Origin of the sequence: Kribbella koreensis, from assembly GCF_039525325.1 — a bacterium.
GTDB lineage: Bacteria > Actinomycetota > Actinomycetes > Propionibacteriales > Kribbellaceae > Kribbella > Kribbella koreensis.
Genome location: NZ_BAAAHK010000022.1, coordinates 49,279 through 66,302, shown reverse-complemented (window position 1 = coordinate 66,302; position 17,024 = coordinate 49,279). Strand labels below are relative to the sequence as shown.

Annotated in this window: 21 protein-coding genes; 10 read left to right on the top strand and 11 right to left on the bottom strand. The window is 67.3% G+C overall.

Going from position 1 to position 17,024, the window contains the following annotated elements; all coding sequences use genetic code 11:
- Window positions 1–117: 117 nt before the first annotated feature.
- Window positions 118–819 (bottom strand): GntR family transcriptional regulator, encoded by a 702-nt coding sequence (locus ABD116_RS38200; RefSeq protein ID WP_343982458.1) that lies wholly within the window; start codon window positions 817–819, stop codon window positions 118–120.
- A 162-nt stretch (window positions 820–981) separates the two neighbouring features.
- Complete coding sequence (locus tag ABD116_RS38195; protein ID WP_328328093.1) at window positions 982–1,161, bottom strand: DUF5302 domain-containing protein; 180 nt, start codon at window positions 1,159–1,161, stop codon at window positions 982–984.
- A 166-nt stretch (window positions 1,162–1,327) separates the two neighbouring features.
- Here ABD116_RS38195 and ABD116_RS38190 point away from each other — a divergent pair, with 166 nt between their 5' ends.
- Complete coding sequence (locus tag ABD116_RS38190; RefSeq protein ID WP_343982454.1) at window positions 1,328–1,975, top strand: LysE family translocator; 648 nt, start codon at window positions 1,328–1,330, stop codon at window positions 1,973–1,975.
- A 300-nt stretch (window positions 1,976–2,275) separates the two neighbouring features.
- Here the strand turns inward: ABD116_RS38190 and ABD116_RS38185 are convergent, their stop codons facing one another.
- Genes ABD116_RS38185 through ABD116_RS38175 form a run of 3 tightly spaced genes read right to left on the bottom strand, consistent with a single transcriptional unit; the run spans window position 2,276 to window position 4,878 of the window.
- Window positions 2,276–3,046, bottom strand: a complete 771-nt coding sequence (locus ABD116_RS38185) for a class I SAM-dependent methyltransferase (RefSeq protein ID WP_343982452.1) — start codon at window positions 3,044–3,046, stop codon at window positions 2,276–2,278.
- Between the two features lie 9 nt (window positions 3,047–3,055).
- The gene (locus ABD116_RS38180; protein ID WP_343982449.1) at window positions 3,056–4,072 is read right to left on the bottom strand and encodes an AraC family transcriptional regulator; all 1,017 of its coding nucleotides are present in this window, start codon (window positions 4,070–4,072) and stop codon (window positions 3,056–3,058) included.
- Window positions 4,069–4,878, bottom strand: coding sequence for an oxidoreductase (locus ABD116_RS38175; protein ID WP_343982446.1), 810 nt, complete (start codon window positions 4,876–4,878; stop codon window positions 4,069–4,071). The genes ABD116_RS38180 and ABD116_RS38175 overlap by 4 nt, the downstream gene beginning before the upstream one ends.
- A gap of 158 nt (window positions 4,879–5,036) precedes the next feature.
- Here ABD116_RS38175 and ABD116_RS38170 point away from each other — a divergent pair, with 158 nt between their 5' ends.
- The gene (locus ABD116_RS38170) at window positions 5,037–5,528 is read left to right on the top strand and encodes an SMI1/KNR4 family protein (protein WP_343982443.1); all 492 of its coding nucleotides are present in this window, start codon (window positions 5,037–5,039) and stop codon (window positions 5,526–5,528) included.
- On the opposite strand, the gene ABD116_RS41890 is transcribed toward ABD116_RS38170, so the two are convergent.
- The 6 genes from ABD116_RS41890 to ABD116_RS38145 form a co-directional block, all read right to left on the bottom strand.
- Window positions 5,487–5,687 (bottom strand): recombinase family protein, encoded by a 201-nt coding sequence (locus ABD116_RS41890; protein ID WP_425552249.1) that lies wholly within the window; start codon window positions 5,685–5,687, stop codon window positions 5,487–5,489. The two genes, ABD116_RS38170 and ABD116_RS41890, sit on opposite strands and share 42 nt — an antisense overlap.
- Window positions 5,688–5,731: 44 nt before the next feature.
- On the bottom strand, window positions 5,732–5,890 hold the full coding sequence (locus ABD116_RS38165) for a hypothetical protein (RefSeq protein ID WP_343982440.1): 159 nt from the start codon (window positions 5,888–5,890) through the stop codon (window positions 5,732–5,734).
- A 42-nt stretch (window positions 5,891–5,932) separates the two neighbouring features.
- Entirely contained in the window at window positions 5,933–6,397 is a 465-nt protein-coding gene (locus ABD116_RS38160) for a hypothetical protein (protein ID WP_343982437.1), read from the bottom strand.
- 49 nt (window positions 6,398–6,446) lie between these two features.
- Window positions 6,447–6,557 carry a DUF933 domain-containing protein gene (locus tag ABD116_RS41885; RefSeq protein ID WP_425552241.1) on the bottom strand — a complete coding sequence of 37 codons (111 nt, stop codon included), beginning with the start codon at window positions 6,555–6,557 and terminating at the stop codon, window positions 6,447–6,449.
- 257 nt (window positions 6,558–6,814) lie between these two features.
- A complete protein-coding gene (gene ychF, locus ABD116_RS38150; RefSeq protein WP_343982434.1) occupies window positions 6,815–7,891 on the bottom strand; it encodes a redox-regulated ATPase YchF in 1,077 nt (358 codons plus the stop codon).
- 34 nt (window positions 7,892–7,925) lie between these two features.
- Window positions 7,926–8,450, bottom strand: coding sequence for a GNAT family N-acetyltransferase (locus ABD116_RS38145; RefSeq protein ID WP_343982431.1), 525 nt, complete (start codon window positions 8,448–8,450; stop codon window positions 7,926–7,928).
- 72 nt (window positions 8,451–8,522) lie between these two features.
- On the opposite strand from ABD116_RS38145, the gene ABD116_RS38140 reads away from it, so the two are divergent.
- From ABD116_RS38140 to ABD116_RS38105, 8 genes are all read left to right on the top strand, one after another.
- A complete protein-coding gene (locus ABD116_RS38140; protein WP_343982428.1) occupies window positions 8,523–9,407 on the top strand; it encodes a DUF817 domain-containing protein in 885 nt (294 codons plus the stop codon).
- 74 nt (window positions 9,408–9,481) lie between these two features.
- Window positions 9,482–10,270, top strand: a complete 789-nt coding sequence (locus ABD116_RS38135; protein WP_343982425.1) for a polysaccharide deacetylase family protein — start codon at window positions 9,482–9,484, stop codon at window positions 10,268–10,270.
- Between the two features lie 46 nt (window positions 10,271–10,316).
- A complete protein-coding gene (locus ABD116_RS38130) occupies window positions 10,317–11,732 on the top strand; it encodes an MFS transporter (RefSeq protein WP_343982422.1) in 1,416 nt (471 codons plus the stop codon).
- A 61-nt stretch (window positions 11,733–11,793) separates the two neighbouring features.
- Complete coding sequence (locus ABD116_RS38125) at window positions 11,794–13,017, top strand: DNA recombination protein RmuC (protein WP_343982420.1); 1,224 nt, start codon at window positions 11,794–11,796, stop codon at window positions 13,015–13,017.
- Window positions 13,018–13,798: 781 nt separating this feature from the next.
- A complete protein-coding gene (locus ABD116_RS38120; protein ID WP_343982418.1) occupies window positions 13,799–14,989 on the top strand; it encodes a glycoside hydrolase family 64 protein in 1,191 nt (396 codons plus the stop codon).
- Between the two features lie 143 nt (window positions 14,990–15,132).
- Complete coding sequence (locus tag ABD116_RS38115) at window positions 15,133–15,459, top strand: ArsR/SmtB family transcription factor (protein WP_343982416.1); 327 nt, start codon at window positions 15,133–15,135, stop codon at window positions 15,457–15,459.
- Window positions 15,456–15,893: an SRPBCC domain-containing protein gene (locus tag ABD116_RS38110; RefSeq protein ID WP_343982413.1), complete on the top strand. Its 438-nt coding sequence runs from the start codon at window positions 15,456–15,458 to the stop codon at window positions 15,891–15,893. The genes ABD116_RS38115 and ABD116_RS38110 overlap by 4 nt, the downstream gene beginning before the upstream one ends.
- Window positions 15,894–15,966: 73 nt before the next feature.
- The gene (locus ABD116_RS38105; RefSeq protein WP_343982410.1) at window positions 15,967–17,016 is read left to right on the top strand and encodes an aromatic ring-hydroxylating oxygenase subunit alpha; all 1,050 of its coding nucleotides are present in this window, start codon (window positions 15,967–15,969) and stop codon (window positions 17,014–17,016) included.
- Window positions 17,017–17,024: the final 8 nt, after the last annotated feature.

Sequence of the window (17,024 nt, the reverse complement as noted above, 5' to 3'; positions counted from 1 at the left end):
CCCGCAGATTGTGGGTTGCACCTTGAGATACTCGGGGGGCAACCCACCATTTCAGGGGTTAACCCCTGAAACGGCGCGGGGTGGGGGCGAGGCTGAGCGCGGCGTCCGTAGTACCGGCTAGGGACGGAGGGTCGCGCGGAAGCCGACTCGATCGCCCCGATACAGGGAGCGGACCGCCTCGATCGGGCGGCCGTCGGTGTCGCGGCTGGTGCGGTGGAGGAGCAGCATCGGGAGGGACTGGGTCGCCTTCAGGAGATCGGCCTCGCGCGGGGTCGCGATCACCGTCTCGACCAGTTCCTCGCCCTCGCCGAAGCGGACGCCGAGCTCATCCGTCAGGCAGCGATACAGCGACCCCTCCGGCTTGAGCACGTCGCGCAACGTCGGGAAACGCGCCACCGACATGTACGTCGTCTCCAACCCGATCGGCTGCCCATCGGCGAGCAACACCCGCTCCAGCCGATGCACTGGATCACCGACCGCGATCCCGAGCTGCTCGGACAGCAACTCGTCCGCCTCGATCTCCTCGAAGGCCACCAGCTCGCGCCCAGGCTTCTGCCCCTGCGCCCGCAACGCCTCCGTATAGCTCACCAGCGCCAACGGCTGGATCAGCTTCGGCGTCGCCACGAACGTCCCCTGCCCCTGCCGCGCCCGCAGCCGGCCGTCCGCGATCAGCTCGCGGATCGCCTGTCGCATCGTCCACCGGGAGACCCCGAACTCCTTCGCCAGCGTCCGCTCGGGCGGCAACGCGGCGCCCTCACCGAGTTCCTCGAGCAGCCCGACGAGCCGGGTCTTGACGGCGAAATGCAACGGCACGCTCACTCGCCAGACGATATCCGGACTTCCCGGCGCGACGAGCACGCGACGCCACAGGCGGACAGCCGTGGGGCCGGCCCGCGTACGTAGTACCGGGAAAGTACCGGGAAAAAGCTAGAGCCCCGGGCGGCAACCCGGGGCTCGAGGTGGATGGATGGGCGGCGGAATTCAGCTGCCGGACTTGCGCCGGAACTGGCGCTTCTGCTTGTCGTTGTGGGCCTCGCCGACACCTTCGTGCCGCGGCCCACTCCCAGGGTGCGAGTCGTGCTGCTGGTTCTTCTTGGCCAGCGCCTCGCGGAACTTCTTCTGCAGATCGTCCTTGGCCGGCTCGCTGGGCGTGTCGCTCATACCGTCTCCTTCAAACCGTCAGGCATTCAACCTCTAGCTAACCAATTGTGCCCACCACCACGCCACCGATTATCAGCGGCCCCCATCTCAGCCCCCGAAAATCCCTCCGGCCCGCCCCCGGCCGGCTGTTAGCGTCGCCGCGACGCAACGGCGAAGGGGACGGTTCATGGTCAGCACGGAAGCTTTCATCGGGATCGCGCTGGTCGAGCTCGGCCTGGTCGTCATCCCCGGCCCGAACATGATCTATCTCGTCTCCCGGTCCGTCGTGCAGGGCCGTCGCGCCGGACTCACTTCGCTCGCCGGCGTAGGCGTCGGGTTCCTCGTCTATCTGCTCGCCGCGTCCGCCGGCCTGGCGACTCTCTTCGCGCTGGTCCCGGAGATCTACGTGATCCTGAAGCTCGCCGGCGCGGCGTACCTGCTCTGGCTCGCATGGGGCGCCCTCCGCCCCGGCGGCAGTTCGGCCTTCACCCCGTCCGAGCTCACCCCGGATCGCCCTCGCAAGCTGTTCGGCATGGGCCTGCTCACCTGCTTGCTCAACCCGAAGATCGCGATCCTCTACATCTCGCTACTCCCCCAGTTCGTCGACCCATCGCGCGGCCACGTCGGCACCCAGAGCCTGCTGCTCGGCCTCACCCAGCTCGCGGTCGGCGTCGCGGTGAACGCGATCTTCGTCATCACCGCCGGCTCCGTGGCCACCTTCTTCAGCCGCAAACCGCTCTGGTCCCGCATCCACCGGTACCTCACCGGTACTGCGCTCGCCGTCTTCGCCGTGAAGCTCGCCACAGACCGCACCGCGCCGGTCGCCGCTCCTTAGCCTCACCGGTCGCCGCTCCGTAGCCTCGGCGACACCGCCCGGAGTTGGCCCGGCCCCACTCTCACCCACAGCCACCAAGCACCCACGAACCCGCTGCGTTTCAAGCGTTTGAGGCGGATTTCTCCTGCCCGTCGCCGGCTCCACGCCCTACTGTCACTTGCGATGCCGACGTACATTGGTGACACGGCCCCGGACCCCGGCATCAACCCTCGACCGCCCTCATGTCAGCGCGGCGACCACCACCGGATCACGTCCGGGCGGGCCGTCCCTCCCGACCCACGAGTGGTCGCCCCTGACAGGTCAGGGTGCCGGTGATCCCCCATCCCCTGCCCGGCACCCTGGCCCCTCCATCCGCCTGGCCCCGAAGACGAACTCGAGGCCCGGGCGGTCCGGTGCGTCCCTTACTTCGTCAACCGCGAACCCAGCCCTCGCCAGCGACTGCTCGATCTCGGCGCGGGGCCGGAAGCGCAACGTCGACTCCGACGTCAACGTGGCGCCGTCCGCGGCGAAAGCGTAAGTCCGCTTGAACTTCACCAGTGGCAGATCGACTGCCAGCAAGTCGGTCCAGTGCTCGACCACACCGATCCCCGGCAGGTCTGTGCGGCTGTAGGTCTGCTCACGATTCCAATCCAGCCAAGCCTGCCGCGCCGGATCCCTTGCCTCGAAGACAAAACGCCCGCCCGGTACCAGTGCCCGTCGAACAGCTTTCAGCGACGCTATCCAGTCGTCATCCTCGACGAAGACCTGCGCGACGTTCCCCGTCATCACCGCCAACTCACCTCGCGCCTGCGGCAACGATCCAGCATCCCCATGCACCCACTCGCCCCGCTCACTGCCCGCCTTGCCCCGCGCAATCTCCAGCGAAGCCAACGCCGGGTCGACTCCAACGACGTCGATCCCCCGCTCGGCCAGCATCAGCGCGAAGACACCGGTCCCGCACCCGACGTCCAGCACCCGCCGCGCCCCGAACTCGTCGACCATCGCCGCGTACGCATCGAGATCAGCCCGCTCCGGCTCCAACGCGTCATAGATCGCGGCCAACCGAGGTACAGCGAACAAGGCATCAGGCATACGTCGCCCCTAGGTCCGTACGCCGTCGACCTTCGACCGGTTTTCCACCGCCCGCACCGCTTCCGGGGTCTGCCCCGTCCAATCGTGGAAGGCCCGGTAGAACGAGGTCGTGTCGTCATAACCCAGCAGGTAGCCGATCTCAGCCGCCGTCATCGCCGAACTGCCGAGGTAATGGCGAGCCAGCGACTCCCGCGTCGTCCGCAGAATCGTCTGAAAAGCGGTGGCTTCCAGCTGCAGGCGACGCTGAAGCGTCCTCGGGCTGACGGCGAGCTCCTTGGCCACCGCGGCTGTGGTCGCCGCCCCGGCCGGGAGAAGCTTGAGCAACGCGGCGTGGACGAGTTCGGCAGTCGTCGACGCCCGGTCCAGGTCGGCGAGACGGCGACGCAGGTCCGGTTCGAAGGAGTCCCACATCCGCTCGTTCGCGGTCAGGAACGGCCGCTCCGCGTCACGGTCGTCGAAGGTGATGGACCAGCTCGGCCCGTACGCGATCGGGATCCCGGCGTAGTCCGCGTACCGATCGCGAACCTCCTGCGATTGGCTGACCGGCGCCGTCAACCGGAGCGGCCGCACCTCCACCCGTGTCCCGATCCGCGCCAATGCCACCCAGAACAGCAACTCGGTGAACGCGTAGACCTCTGGCGGCTGGTCGGCCCACAGCAACTCGATCCTGGTACTGCCGCCCGACGCCTCGATGTCGACCCGGAGCGGGCCGATCAACCTCTTGTACTGCGCGATGCGGCGCGCCGCGAACCCCAGCGACGGACTGCACAACGCCGCGAACAACGCCGGGTCGAAGACCTCCGCGGTCAGCACGCGGGCGATCGTGACGGGCAAGATCTCGTCGTCCAGGTCGTCGGCCAGCGCCTGCCACAGCGCGTAGTACTCGGCAGCCGGCAACTCGACGGTGCCATGGGCAAGCAACCCCTCCGGCAGCCGCGCACGCCGCAGCACAGCCGGAACCGACGCCCCAAGATCCACCAGCAACGCCCGCACCGACGGCCCCAGCATGTAGCCGCCCGAACTCATACCCGACTCATCACAACACGATCGTAAACGCGGTCACCGAACCACTTCCTAGTGAACATCAATGGCCGCGCGTACTTCCCCGCCACATACCGGGTCCGCGGCCGCCGCGCCGACACCGCCTTCACAATCACCTCGGCGAGCTTGCCGGCCGGCGTCCCGCTGACCGCGTTCTCACCTTCAGTCGCCGCGGCAACCTTCTTCGCCAGCGCGGCATAAGCCCCCTGCCCCGACCGCCGCAACATCGGCTCCGCCAGCACATCCCCGAACTCGGTCGCCACGATCCCCGGCTCGATCACGACAACGTCGATCCCAAACGGCCTAACCTCCAGCCGCAGGCAATCCGACCACCCCTCCACCGCATGCTTCGACGCGTGGTACCAGGCCCCCAACGGCGTATAGATCTTCCCGCCCATCGAAGAAATATTGACGATCCGCCCACTCCCCCGCGCCCGCATCCCCGGCAACACCAGCTGAGTCAACCGCCCCATCCCAAACAAGTTCACCTCGAACTGATACCGAGCGTCCTCGATCGAGACATCCTCCACCGCCCCGTACAACCCAAACCCCGCATTGTTGACCAACACATCGAGAGCCCCCTGCTCCCCCTCGATCCGCTCCACCAATGCGACCAGATCCTGCTCCCGAGTCACATCAGCGGCAACCACCGTCGCCCCCGCCTCCTCCAACCCCCGCATCTGCTCCACCCGCCGCGCAACGGCGTACACCGTGTAGCCGACCCCCAACAACTTCCGCGCCACCGCCTCCCCCATCCCCGCCGAAGCCCCAGTAACCAACACCGTCGCCATCCCACGCCTCCATCCCAGCAGCCCACCTGACCACCGCACTGAAAACGCTAGTAACACCCCGACGCCCGACCACTGACAATCCCCGCCAACAAACTTCCCGATCCCGCCAGTACTTCGGTACGCCGGCCCGAACCCCACCATTCGCTACCCTCACCCGCATGCCCGACCCAGCAACGCTCTTCGACGGAGACGGCGCCTACGAGCCGCCACCCGACGACGCCCTCATCGCCTCCGTCGAGGCCGAACTGGGCCGCCGCCTCCCCGCCGCCTACATCTCCCTCGCCCGCCAACACAACGGCGGCGACCTGGCCCTCACCTCACACCCCTCACCATCACGAACCACCTGGGCCGAGGACCACGTCGCAGTCACCTCGATCGCAGCCATCGGCCGCACCGCCCCCTTCAGCCTGTGCGGCCAACTGAACAGCGCCTTCTGGGTCGAAGAATGGGGCTACCCCGACATCGGCATCTACTTCGCCGACTGCCCTTCAGCCGGACACGACATGCTCGCCCTCGACTACCGCACCCCCGGCGAACCGTCAGTAGTCCACGTAGACCAAGAACGCGACTACAACATCACCCTCCTGGCCCCCAACTTCGCCACCTTCCTAGCCGGCCTGGTCGACGACTCCACCTACGAGACCGACTGACATCTCGCGGACATGCCGGGTCGTCAGGAGATCGAAGACGGTGTTCTGCGTCCAGCAGGCTCTCCCCGCCGGTGTCGGCTGGCCCACTTCGTTCATATGAGCTGCGATCCTCCGCAGCGACCACCCCTCGCCACGCAACCGGACGACCTCTTCCCGCACCTCGTCCGGACACTGCCGCGGCCGGCCGACGGGACGCCCGGCGCTCACCGCGCGCTCCCGTGGGCGGCCAGGTCCTTGAAGACGCTCAGTAGTTCGTGCAGAACCGCCATTCCGCGCTCGGCCAACTGGTCGTCACCGAACAACGCGCACCCGACCGCCAGCACCACGCAGCCGGCCAGCAGAATACTGACGTACTTGGTCACCGCTCTAGCTCCCTTGTGTATTTGAGGGAGAGCGGCTCCGTACTACGCCAGCGCCGCCCTCCATGGTTGGTGAGGGATATCCAGAGCGGCACTCGGCCCACGAAGGCTGCGAGTAGAACGAGAAACGAGGCGGCTCGGAGAGGTGACGCGCGACGGCGGCGTGCCGACGGCCGGTACCGTGCAAGGCCGCCCGGGACGACAGAGGTCGGGGTAGAGAATCGGATCGACGGCGGCGCGCAGGGCCAGCACGACGCTCCGGCCGCCGGGCACCGACTCCAGCCGCGCGAGCATCGCCTCGTACAGGCACTGCACGACCGCCCGCAGACCCGGCGTGACGGCGAGGCCGAGGCGATCCACTGCCCGACCGACCTTGGCGATCGCCTTCATCATCGGCTCAAGCCCGGCAGCGATCTTCTGAAAGGCCGCCTGAAGAGGAGCCAGCGCATCGCTCATCGCCTGAAGCGCGGCCTGCGCTCCCGGCATGAATGCTGGCTCCTCGGTGCTCACGAGATCAGCCTAAAGGCCCCGACCGACTGTCCGGGTAATTCAACTTCGCCTAGACACTGAAGCGGAGTTCGACGACGTCGCCGTCCGACCTGATGTAGCCGTTGCCTTCTACTCGGACCTTGCCGGCGGACTTGGCGGCGGCCATGGCGCCGGCCTCCATCAGGTCGTCGAAGCAGAGGATCTCGGCCCTGATGAGGCCGCGTTGGAAGTCGGTGTGGATTTACGCCGGCGGCTTCGGGGGCGGTGGCGCCCTTTTTGATGGTCCAGGCCCGGGATTCTTTGGGACCGACTGTCAGATGGTTGAGGCGACTACCAGGTCATCGCAACCGGCGGCGCGCCGCCGGGGCTTTGGCGTGCTGCGTTGCGTGCTTGCGCCGGAGCCGCCAAAGAGGCAGTCGCCGCCGGAGGCGGTGTCCTTCAGACGTTGAAGCGGAACTCCACTACGTCGCCGTCGGACATGATGTAGTCCTTGCCTTCGATTCGGACTTTGCCGGCGGATTTGGCGGCTGCCATGGAGCCGGCTTCCATCAGGTCGTCGAAGGAGACTATTTCGGCTTTGATGAAGCCGCGTTGGAAGTCGGTGTGGATTACGCCGGCTGCCTCGGGGGCGGTGGCGCCCTTTTTGATGGTCCAGGCCCGGGATTCTTTGGGGCCGGCCGTCAGGTAGGTCTGGAGGCCCAGGGTTTCGAAGCCGACTCGGGCCAGGACGTCCAGGCCGGGCTCGTCTACGCCCATCTCGGCCAGCATTTCGCGGGCCTCGGCTTCGTCGTCCAGTTCGACCAGTTCGGCTTCGAACTTGGCGTCCAGGAAGATTGCTTCGGCGGGGGCGACCAGGTCGCGCATGCTCTGCTTCAGGGTCTCGTCGGCGAGTTCGTCGGCGTCGCAGTTGAAGACGAAGATGTACGGCTTGGCCGTCATCAGCATCAGTTCGCGGATCGCGTCGCGGTCGACGTTGGTGGCGATGATCGGCGTACCGGCCTCTAGGTGCTTCTGGGCCTCGCGGACGGCCTCGAGGACGGCCACGCCCTCCTTCTTGAGGCGGGCTTCCTTCTCCAGGCGCGGGATCGCCTTCTCCACCGTCTGCAGGTCGGCCAGGATCAGCTCGGTCTGGATCGTGGAGATGTCGTCGGCCGGGTTCACCTTGCCGTCGACGTGGGTGACGTCGTCGTCGCGGAACACCCGGGTGACCTGGCAGATCGCATCGCCCTCACGGATGTGGCTGAGGAACTTGTTGCCCAGCCCCTCACCCTCCGACGCGCCGCGGACGATGCCGGCGATGTCGACGAACTGCACCGTGGCCGGGATCACCTTGGCCGAGCCGTACAACGAGGCCAGCTTCGCGAGCCGCGCGTCCGGTACTCCGACCACCCCGACGTTGGGCTCGATCGTCGCGAACGGGTAGTTCGCCGCGAGCACGTTGTTCTTGGTCAGCGCGTTGAAGAGCGTGGACTTGCCCGCATTGGGGAGCCCGACGATTCCGATGGAGAGTGCCACGGGCAGCAAGACTACGCGGCGTGGCCCACTCGACCTAAATCACAAAGGACTCCAGCTCCGCGTCGTACCAGCGAGACGTCAGCCCCAGCGGCTGCATCCCGAGCCGCTTGCACACCGCGATGGACGGGCCGTTGTCCGGCCGTACGACGGCGTAGATCTCCCCCAGCCCCGCCTTGAACCCATGTGCGATCGCCCCCTGCGCCGACTCCGTCGCCAGCCCGCGCCCCCACGAGTCGGGGTGGAAATGCCACCCCACCTCGACCTCACCCGTCGACGACGGTCCGTCGGAGGGCAGCGGCACCAGCAGCACCGTCCCCGCGACCACGCCGGTCGCCTTCTCCTCCACGGCCCAGATCCCGTAGACGGCGTCCGCGTTGCGCGTGTTCCACCGCTCGATCGTCCGTGACGCGGCGTCGCGGTCCGTCATCACCCGCGGGTCCGCGCCCAGCCAGCGCGACACCTCCCAGCGCCGGTAGATGTCGAACACCCGGTCCCCGTCGCTCTCCGTCCAGTCGCGCACGACCAGCCGTTCCGTCTGGTAGACCACCTTCGGCTCCATCGCGGCCACCTCCATCCGTTGGAAGTGATCTATCCGTCCCAACCAGCCGAGAGCAAGCAGCGTCTCCTTTCTGTGACCAGTTGGAGAAAACTCGCGCCCGACCGATCACGCATCGTGTTCGCCTGCTCGCAATTCCTGCGGTTCGGCTGGACCGAGCTGGTCTCCTGCCTGTTCGCCGCCGCGCTGTTCGCCGGCCTCGCGCTCTCGAAGTACGTCGAGCTGCCGATCGCCCGGTACGACGCTCTGCTGGTCTACTCGATCCTGCTGACCTTCGGGTTCTGGCTGGTCGGCCTGGAGACCTGGCGTGAGGTCGCCGTCATCTTCGGATTCCACCTGGTCGGCCTCGGGCTGGAACTCTTCAAGGTCCAGATCGGCTCCTGGCAGTACCCGGGCGACGCGGTCACGAAGGTCGCCGGGGTCCCGCTCTTCGCCGGCTTCATGTACGCCGCGGTCGGCAGCTACATCTGCCAGGCGTGGCGCCGGTTCGACCTGCGGGTCAGCGGCTATCGACCGGTTCTCACCACCGTGCTCGCAGTACTGATCTATGCGAACTTCTTCACCCATCACTGGATCGTCGACCTGCGCATCCCGATCGCGCTGGCTCTTCTGCTCGTCCTGCGGCGCACGTGGGTCTTCTATTCAGTCGGCAGCCGCCGGTACCGGATGCCGCTCGCGCTGGCGTTCGCGCTGATCGGCTTCTTCCTCTGGATCGCGGAGAATTTCGGCACCTTCCTGGACGCCTGGAACTACCCCGACCAGGTGAACGTCTGGCACCTGGTGCACCCCGCGAAGTTCGGCGCGTGGGCGCTGCTGGTCAGCATGAGCTTCGTACTGGTCGCCAGCGTGAAGTCCTTGGAAGGAAGGCTGTACCACCGCGGCACGCTCGCCACCGTTGCGACGCCGAAAGCTACTGAGATCTCCCCGCAACACAGCGATGCCAACCAGGCCCGGATGTAAGGCGTCTTACCAACGAAAGCTCCTTGAGGGGGAGCGTGTCTGGGGAACATCCGCCTGATCTGCAAGGGAGCATCATGTCCCGAAAGCTTGCCGCCGTCATCGCCACCGCCGCCGCCTCGGCACTGGTCGTCGGTTCGTTGATCGCCCTGGCGCTGGGACACACGAACCAGCCCGAGCCGACCTCCGCGTCCTCACCGAACACCCCGTCGTCGACACCGATCGAGACGCCGACCACGACGCCCACGCCGCCGGCCAACTCGGGCTCACCGGAGAGCGGCAAGCCCCGTCCGCCGGCCGCCGACCCGACGCTGGCCGCGTCGGCGGGCAACAAGAAGGTGCTGTTCTTCAGCTTCGACGACGGCCCCGACCCGTACTGGACGCCGAAGATCCTGCAGGTGCTGAAGAAGTACGGCGCCCACGCGACCTTCTTCGAGCTCGGCAACATGCAGGCCGCGCACCCGGGGCTGCGCGAGCAAGTACTTGCCGCAGGCAACACCATCGGAAGCCACTCGATCTCGCACCCGCAGCTGACCGCGATCTCGGCGGCGAAGCGGCACCACGAGATCTTCGACGGACCGCAGTCCAAGTGCTTCCGCCCGCCGTTCGGCGCCTCGAACCCGAAGGTCCGGGCCGAGATCAAGGCGGCCGGTATGGTCCAGGTGCTCTGGGACGTCGACCCGCGCGACTGGGCCCGGCCCGGCGTCCACGCGATCGTGAACAACATCATGACGCACGCCCACAAGCGCAACATCATCTTGATGCACGACGGCGGCGGCGACCGCAGCCAGACCGTCGCAGCCCTCGACAAGGCGCTCCGCCTGCTCAAGGCCCAGGGCTACAGCTTCCCCGCGATGGCTTGCTGACCCTCGGGGTTGAGCTCAAGCTCACTTTAAGTCGTACGGTCCAGCAATGGACAACCCGGCGAACGGCTCCTGGCGCGAACTGCTCGGTCTCAGCTATGCCCCGGTGGCGGTGGTGCTGGCCGGCGGGGTGCTGATGGAGGCGAGCAACGTCTACCTCACCACCAGCCTGCTGCCGACGATCGTCGGGGACATCGGCGGTACCGGCTTCTACGCCTGGACCATGACGGCCTTCCTGGTCGCGTCGGTGATCAGCTCGATGCTCGTCAGCCGGATTCTCATCACCCGCGGCTCCATGGCCGCCTATCTGCTCGCCTTCGGGCTGTTCGGCCTCGGCTCGCTCGTCGCCGCGGTGAGCCCGGGGATCGGCGTGTTCCTGGCTGGTCGGGCCGTGCAGGGCTTTGGGGGCGGCCTGCTGGCGGGACTCGGGTATGCGCTCATCCAGCGGGCGCTGCCGGAGCGGTTGTGGGCGAAGGCGGCGGCGCTCGTGTCGGCGATGTGGGGTGTGGGCAACCTGGTCGGGCCGTCTGCTGGTGGCGCATTTGGGCAACTGGGCGTTTGGCGGCCGGCGTTCTGGTTGCTGGTTGCACTGGCGGCAGTACTGATGGTCGTCGTGGTGCGGGTGATTCCTCGTACGGAGCGCGCAGCGGCCGGGTCGGCGGTACCGGGTGTCTCGCTGGTGCTGCTGACAGCAGCTGTGGCGATGGTCAGCATCGCGAGCATCGTGCCGGCCGGGGTGGCGACGGCGGTGGTGCTCGTCGTCGGGCTGGTGCTTGGTGTGGTCTTCGTCTTGTTCGAGCGGACCGCCAAGGCGGCTGTGTTGCCGCGGGTGACGTTTGCTGCGGGGAAGGCGCTGAAGTGGGTTTATCTGACGGTCGGGGTTCTTGCCTTTGGCATCGGTACCGAGGCGTTCATTCCGCTCTTCGGGCAGGAGCTGGGTGAGTTGTCGCCGCTGCTGGCCGGGTTCCTCGGGGCGGCTTTGTCGCTCGGGTGGTCGCTGAGTCAGACGGTCAGCGCCAACGCGACGCGGGTTGCGGTCGTACGCCGGCTGATCGTGGGTGGGCCGGTATTGCTGGCTGTCGGGCTTGCGGCGTACTCCGCCTTGCAGGCTGATGGGCCGGCCGCTTGGGTGGTGGCTTTGTGGTTCGTGACGCTGTTCGCGGCCGGGGCGGGGATCGGGGTCGCTTTTCCCCACCTGGCCGTCGCGGCCTTCAGTAGCGTCGAGGACGCGGAGGAGGCTGCCAAGGCCTCGGCGGGGATCAACACGGTCTTCTTGATGGCTAGTGCGTTCAGTGCGGCCTTGGCCGGCGTACTGGTCAAGCTGGGCGAGCCCTCGGTCCTGTCGTCCGCTCGTTTGCTGCTGTCGGTCTTCGCCATTGTTGCCCTTCTCGGCGCCTTCCCCGCCTGGCGGATCGTTCGGTCCGGGGTGGCCCGGAAGGCCGACGCGCCGCAGCTCACACACTGAGGTTCGGTGGTACGGGCTTGTCGCGCGGAAATTGTCGGCGGGGTCTGCGACTGTCTGTGACATGACCGGTACCGCGGTTCTGCTGCTCTTGGTTTTCCTGCTGGTCGGGCTCGGGCTCGGCTGGGTCTTCGGCCTGCTCTGGTCGCGGGGACGCGACGGCGCGTCGCTCGCGCGGATCACCGCTGAGCGCGACGCGGCCGAGGACCGGGTGGTCGAGCTGACGCAGGAGCGGACGACGGTCGGGCAACAGATGTCCGGGCAGGCGGTCGTGAAGGAGTCGCTCGACCGATTGCATGCCCAGCTCAACCAATTGGAGAAGGGCCGCGCCGCCTGGCAGAGCCAGTTGCACCAACAGGTTAACGAGGTGCGCATGAGCGGCGAGGCACTGCGACGGGAGACCGCCTCACTGTCGACCGCGCTGCGCAAACCGCAGGTGCGGGGGCGATGGGGTGAGCTGCACTTGCGGCGTACGGTCGAACTGGCCGGCATGGTCGCCCACTGCGACTTCACCGAGCAGACCACGACGGTCGGCGACGACGGCCTGCTGCGCCCCGACATGGTGGTGAGACTTGCCGAGGGCAAGAACCTGGTCGTCGACTCGAAGGTCCCGCTGGCCGCGTTCCTGGAGGCGGCCGAGAGCGACGACGCCGACTTCCGCGAGGAACGTCTGCGCGCGCACGCCCGCCATCTCCGCACCCACGTGGACCAACTCTCCGCGAAGGCCTACTGGTCGCGGCTCCCGTCAACCCCCGAGTTCGTCATCCTCTTCGTCCCCGGCGAGTCCTTCCTCTCCGCCGCCCTGGACATCGAGCCGTCCCTCCTCGAGTACGCCGCCGAGCGCCGCGTCATCCTGGCGACCCCCACCACCCTGATCGCGACGTTGCGCGCCGCCGCCTACGCCTGGAACCAATCAGCCCTGACGGAATCAGCCCAACAGGTCTTCGAACTGGGCCGGGAACTCTACGAACGCCTGAGCACCATGGGCGACCACCTCAACAAGGTAGGCCGCTCCCTGACCTCGGCCGTAGACGCCTACAACAGCACCGTCGGCTCCTTCGAACGCCGGGTCTTCACCACCGCCCGCAAACTCCGGGACCTCCACGTCACCGAAGCCGAACTAACCGCCATGGAATCCATCGAAGCCTCCGCCCGCCCCCTGACCGCCCCCGAATTCCTGGCCGTCGAAGACACCCCCGACACCCACCGCTGGCTCCCCGGCCCCACCATCGACAAAACCCACCGAGAACCCCCACCCCTCCCCGGCTTCGACACCCAAACCGGCTAACCACCCAACCAAAGACCCCACGCCTGCTCCGCCCGTCCGCTCCTTCGTCGCGTCCGCGTTCGCAGGCTCCCGCCCACCCCGGGCGCAGGCTCCACCGTCGCCTGCTTAGGCGACCGCATCCCGTCTAGCGCCGCATGCCATGGCAAGACAAACCTGGCCTGCTTCGCCGAGCTGACCGTCCGACCTACAGCCTGCCGACCTCGGGCGCGACTGACGAGGACGCCGCGCCTGGACGAAGCCCTAGACACCCACCGCTGGCCCCCCGACCCTCGACCAACCCACCGAGAACCACCCCACTCCCAGGCTTTCGACACCCAAGCGGCTAACCACCCACCGCCGGAAAGCCCCACGTCAGCCGCAACGTTTGCTCTGACGGTGACTGCCTCTGCGTCGTCTATCCACGCCCTGCCCAGCCTGAGCGCCGGCACCGCGGCGACCACAGCGGCAGCCGGCTCCCTCGTTCTTGTTCTTGTTCTTGTTCTTGCTCTTGCTCTTGCTTCCTGGGTCCGATGGCAGTTGGTGGATGGCTGGCTTGGTTGGCATGTCTGGGGTGGGTGGGCATATCAAGCGTCGGAAAGCCGACAGGGGTTGGGTGTTGACAGGGGTGATGGGGCGGCCAAGTATGAGAGCGCTCTCACTCATCCGGTGATCCACCGTCCCTCGTCGGATGAGCAGTGGGTACCGCTCGCCCCCAGCGGTGACTGTGTCCTGGTATCGCAGTCTCTTCGTGGTCGTCCGGTGCTCCGCCTTCTCTCGCACGGGACAAACCTGAGGAGGAGTTGTGCGCATCAAACACAAACTGCTGGCGGTTCTGGCCGCCGCGAGTACCGTCGCCGCCGGGCTGGTCGCGAGCGTCGCGATGCCGGCCCAAGCGGTGCCGGCGACCATTCCGCTGAAGATCACCAACAGTTCCGGCCGCGGCGACGCGGTCTACATCTACAACCTCGGTACCAACCTGCAGACCGGCCAACAGGGCTGGGCCGACGCGGCAGGCAACTTCCACGCCTGGCCGGCCGGCGGCAACCCGCCGACCCCGGCACCCGACGCCTCCATCGCCGGCCCCGGCAACGGCGGGTCGATCACCATCCGGATGCCGAAGTTCTCGGGCCGGGTCTACTTCTCGTACGGGCAGAAGCTGGTCTTCAAGCTGACCACCGGCGGCCTGGTGCAGCCCGCGGTCCAGAACCCGAGCGACCCCAACCGCAACATCTTGTTCAGCTGGACCGAGTACACGCTGAACGACTCCGGCCTGTGGATCAACAGCACCCAGGTCGACATGTTCTCGGTCCCGTACGCGGTCGGCGTCCAGCAGGGCAACGGCACCGTACTGACCACCGGCCACCTCAAGCCAGGCGGCTACAACAACTTCTTCAACGCGCTCCGCGGCCAGCCCGGCGGCTGGGCGAACCTGATCCAGACAGCACCGAACGGCACCGTACTCCGCGCGCTCGCGCCCACCTACGGCGTCGAGACCGGCGCACTGCCGTCGAACGTGATGGACGACTACGTCAACCGGGTCTGGTCGAAGTACAGCTCGCAGACGCTCACCGTCACCCCGTTCGGCGACCAGCCGAACATCAAGTACTTCGGCCGCGTCTCCGGCAACGTCATGAACTTCACCAACACCTCCGGCCAGGTCGTCACCAGCTTCCAGAAGCCCAATTCGGCCAGCATCTTCGGCTGCGCCGGCCTGCTCGACGCCCCCAACGACCTGGTCCGCGGCCCGATCTCGCGCACCCTGTGCGCCGGCTACAACCGGTCGACGCTGATCAGCAACCCGAACCAGCCCGACCCGAACGACTCCGGCTTCTACCTCGACAACGTCACCAACCACTACTCCCGCAAGATCCACGCGCAGATGGCCGACGGCAAGGCGTACGGCTTCGCCTTCGACGACGTCGGCAACCACGAGGCCCTCGTCCACGACGGCAACCCGCAGCAGGCCTACATCACCCTCGACCCCTTCAGCTAACCGGTACGCCGGTACGCCGGGCGAGCCCGCTCCCCGGCCCACCGATCGCCACCGACCCGCCCCGGGTCCCCGCAGCTGCCCGCGGGGGACCCGGGGTGTTCCACGTCTTGACATCGTCAATGGTTAGTGGCAACTTACCGTTCGTGGGTACTTACCAAGCCGGCGCCGTCCTCGACGCCCTCGGCGATCCGACCAGGCGCACCATCCTGGAGACCCTGCGCCGCACCGGCCCCAGCTCGGTCGCCGGCCTCGCCGAACGTGTCCCGGTCAGCCGCCCCGCCATCTCCCAGCACCTCAAGGTCCTGGGCAAAGCCGGCCTCGTCGACCACGAGGCACAGGGCACCCGCAACATCTACCGTCTCGACCGCGCCGGCCTCGACGAAGTACGGGACTGGCTCGACCAGTTCTGGGGCGATGCGCTGGACGCGTTCGCGGAGTACGTCCGAAAGACCGAGGAGGAGCAACAATGAGCATCGCGCCACTGGTGAAGCAGGTGGTCGTCAAGACCACCCAGGAACGCGCTTTCGAGTTGTTCACCAAGCATCTCGGCGCCTGGTGGCCACTGAAGACCCACTCCATCGGCGCGGACAAGGCGACCACCGTCGAGCTCGAAGGCGCCGTCGGCGGCCGCATCGTCGAGTACGGCGAAGACGGCCCACTCGGCTACTGGGGCACAGTGTCGGACTGGGACCCGCCGAACAGCCTCTCGTTCACCTGGCACCCCGGCAGCGACCCGAAGGAAGCCGGCAGCATCACCGTCAGCTTCACCCCACTGGACGACGGCACAGCGGTCGAACTGGTCCACAGCGGCTGGGACCGTCGCCCCGACGGCGCCGAAGCCCGTGAGAACTACAACACCGGCTGGGACTACGTGCTCGACTTCTACGTGAGCCACAGCCGATAGTGGGCGGATGGCGAACGCTCCGGTCGACCCCACTGCCCTAGCCGCCTCTCTCCGCCCTCACGGGGAGTCTGTGATGCTGCCGCAGGCGGCGTACACAGACCCCGCAGTACTGGCATGGGAGCGCCGCAACTTCTTCGCCGGCACCTGGACCTGCCTGGGCCGAGCAGAAGAACTAGCAGCCGGTACTACGCACTTCGCGACGACCGTGGGCGACATCGGAGTACTACTGACGTTCAGCGACAAGCCCCGCGCCTTCGCCAACACCTGCAGGCATCGCGGCCACGAGCTACTCCCGCAAGGCGACTCCAGTGAGCGCAGAGCCGTCGTCTGCCCGTACCACGGCTGGTCCTACGACCTGGACGGCGCAGTCAAGGCAGCCCCACGCATGGGCGACACCTTCGACCCGAGCCCGTACGGACTCACAGAGCTCCCCACCGAGGTCTGGCAAGGCTGGCTGTTCGTCAACGCACTCGGTACCGCCCCACCGTTCAGCGAGCACGTCGGCGGCCTCGAGGACCTGGTCGCGCCGTACCGGCCGGAGGCGTTGACCCTGAAGGCGCGGCACAGCTACGACGTCGCGTCGAACTGGAAGACGATCGTGGAGAACTACCACGAGTGCTACCACTGCCCGCTGATCCACCCCGAGCTCTGCAAGGTCTCGCCCCCGACCTCAGGCGACAACTGGAACCTGCCCGGCGCCTGGGTCGGCGGCCTGATGGACCTCCGGCCCGACGCCGAGACGATGTCCCTCGACGGCAAGTCCCACGGAATCCCCTTGCCAGGCGTCGATCCACGGACCGTCAACTACGTCGGCCTGTTCCCCAACCTGCTCATCTCCCTGCACCCCGACTACGTGATGACGCACCGCCTCGAACCCCGTACTCCGCGCCTGACGGCGATCGAGTGCTCCTGGTACTTCCCCGCGGAGGTAGACGACCCGTCGTACGCCGTCGACTTCTGGGACATCACCAACCGCGAGGACTGGTCGGCCTGCGAGTCGGTCCAGCGTGGCGCCGACTCCCCGCACTTCCGCCCCGGCCCCCTGGCGCCGGCCGAGGACGCCGTCTACCAGTGGGTCACCATGCTCGCCAGGGGTTACCTGGGCAAAAGTCTTACTCAGTAAAGGAAAGG

What these genes read in the sequence shown, in the direction of transcription:
- ABD116_RS38195 (WP_328328093.1), bottom strand. Translation starts at nt 1,161, where the DNA reads ATGAGCGACACGCCCAGCGAGCCGGCCAAGGACGATCTGCAGAAGAAG.
- ABD116_RS38190 (WP_343982454.1), top strand. Translation starts at nt 1,328, where the DNA reads ATGGTCAGCACGGAAGCTTTCATCGGGATCGCGCTGGTCGAGCTCGGC.
- ABD116_RS38185 (WP_343982452.1), bottom strand. Translation starts at nt 3,046, where the DNA reads ATGCCTGATGCCTTGTTCGCTGTACCTCGGTTGGCCGCGATCTATGAC.
- ABD116_RS38180 (WP_343982449.1), bottom strand. Translation starts at nt 4,072, where the DNA reads ATGAGTTCGGGCGGCTACATGCTGGGGCCGTCGGTGCGGGCGTTGCTG.
- ABD116_RS38175 (WP_343982446.1), bottom strand. Translation starts at nt 4,878, where the DNA reads ATGGCGACGGTGTTGGTTACTGGGGCTTCGGCGGGGATGGGGGAGGCG.
- ABD116_RS38170 (WP_343982443.1), top strand. Translation starts at nt 5,037, where the DNA reads ATGCCCGACCCAGCAACGCTCTTCGACGGAGACGGCGCCTACGAGCCG.
- ABD116_RS41885 (WP_425552241.1), bottom strand. Translation starts at nt 6,557, where the DNA reads ATGGAGGCCGGCGCCATGGCCGCCGCCAAGTCCGCCGGCAAGGTCCGA.
- ABD116_RS38145 (WP_343982431.1), bottom strand. Translation starts at nt 8,450, where the DNA reads ATGGAGCCGAAGGTGGTCTACCAGACGGAACGGCTGGTCGTGCGCGAC.
- ABD116_RS38135 (WP_343982425.1), top strand. Translation starts at nt 9,482, where the DNA reads ATGTCCCGAAAGCTTGCCGCCGTCATCGCCACCGCCGCCGCCTCGGCA.
- ABD116_RS38130 (WP_343982422.1), top strand. Translation starts at nt 10,317, where the DNA reads ATGGACAACCCGGCGAACGGCTCCTGGCGCGAACTGCTCGGTCTCAGC.
- ABD116_RS38125 (WP_343982420.1), top strand. Translation starts at nt 11,794, where the DNA reads ATGACCGGTACCGCGGTTCTGCTGCTCTTGGTTTTCCTGCTGGTCGGG.
- ABD116_RS38110 (WP_343982413.1), top strand. Translation starts at nt 15,456, where the DNA reads ATGAGCATCGCGCCACTGGTGAAGCAGGTGGTCGTCAAGACCACCCAG.
- ABD116_RS38105 (WP_343982410.1), top strand. Translation starts at nt 15,967, where the DNA reads ATGCTGCCGCAGGCGGCGTACACAGACCCCGCAGTACTGGCATGGGAG.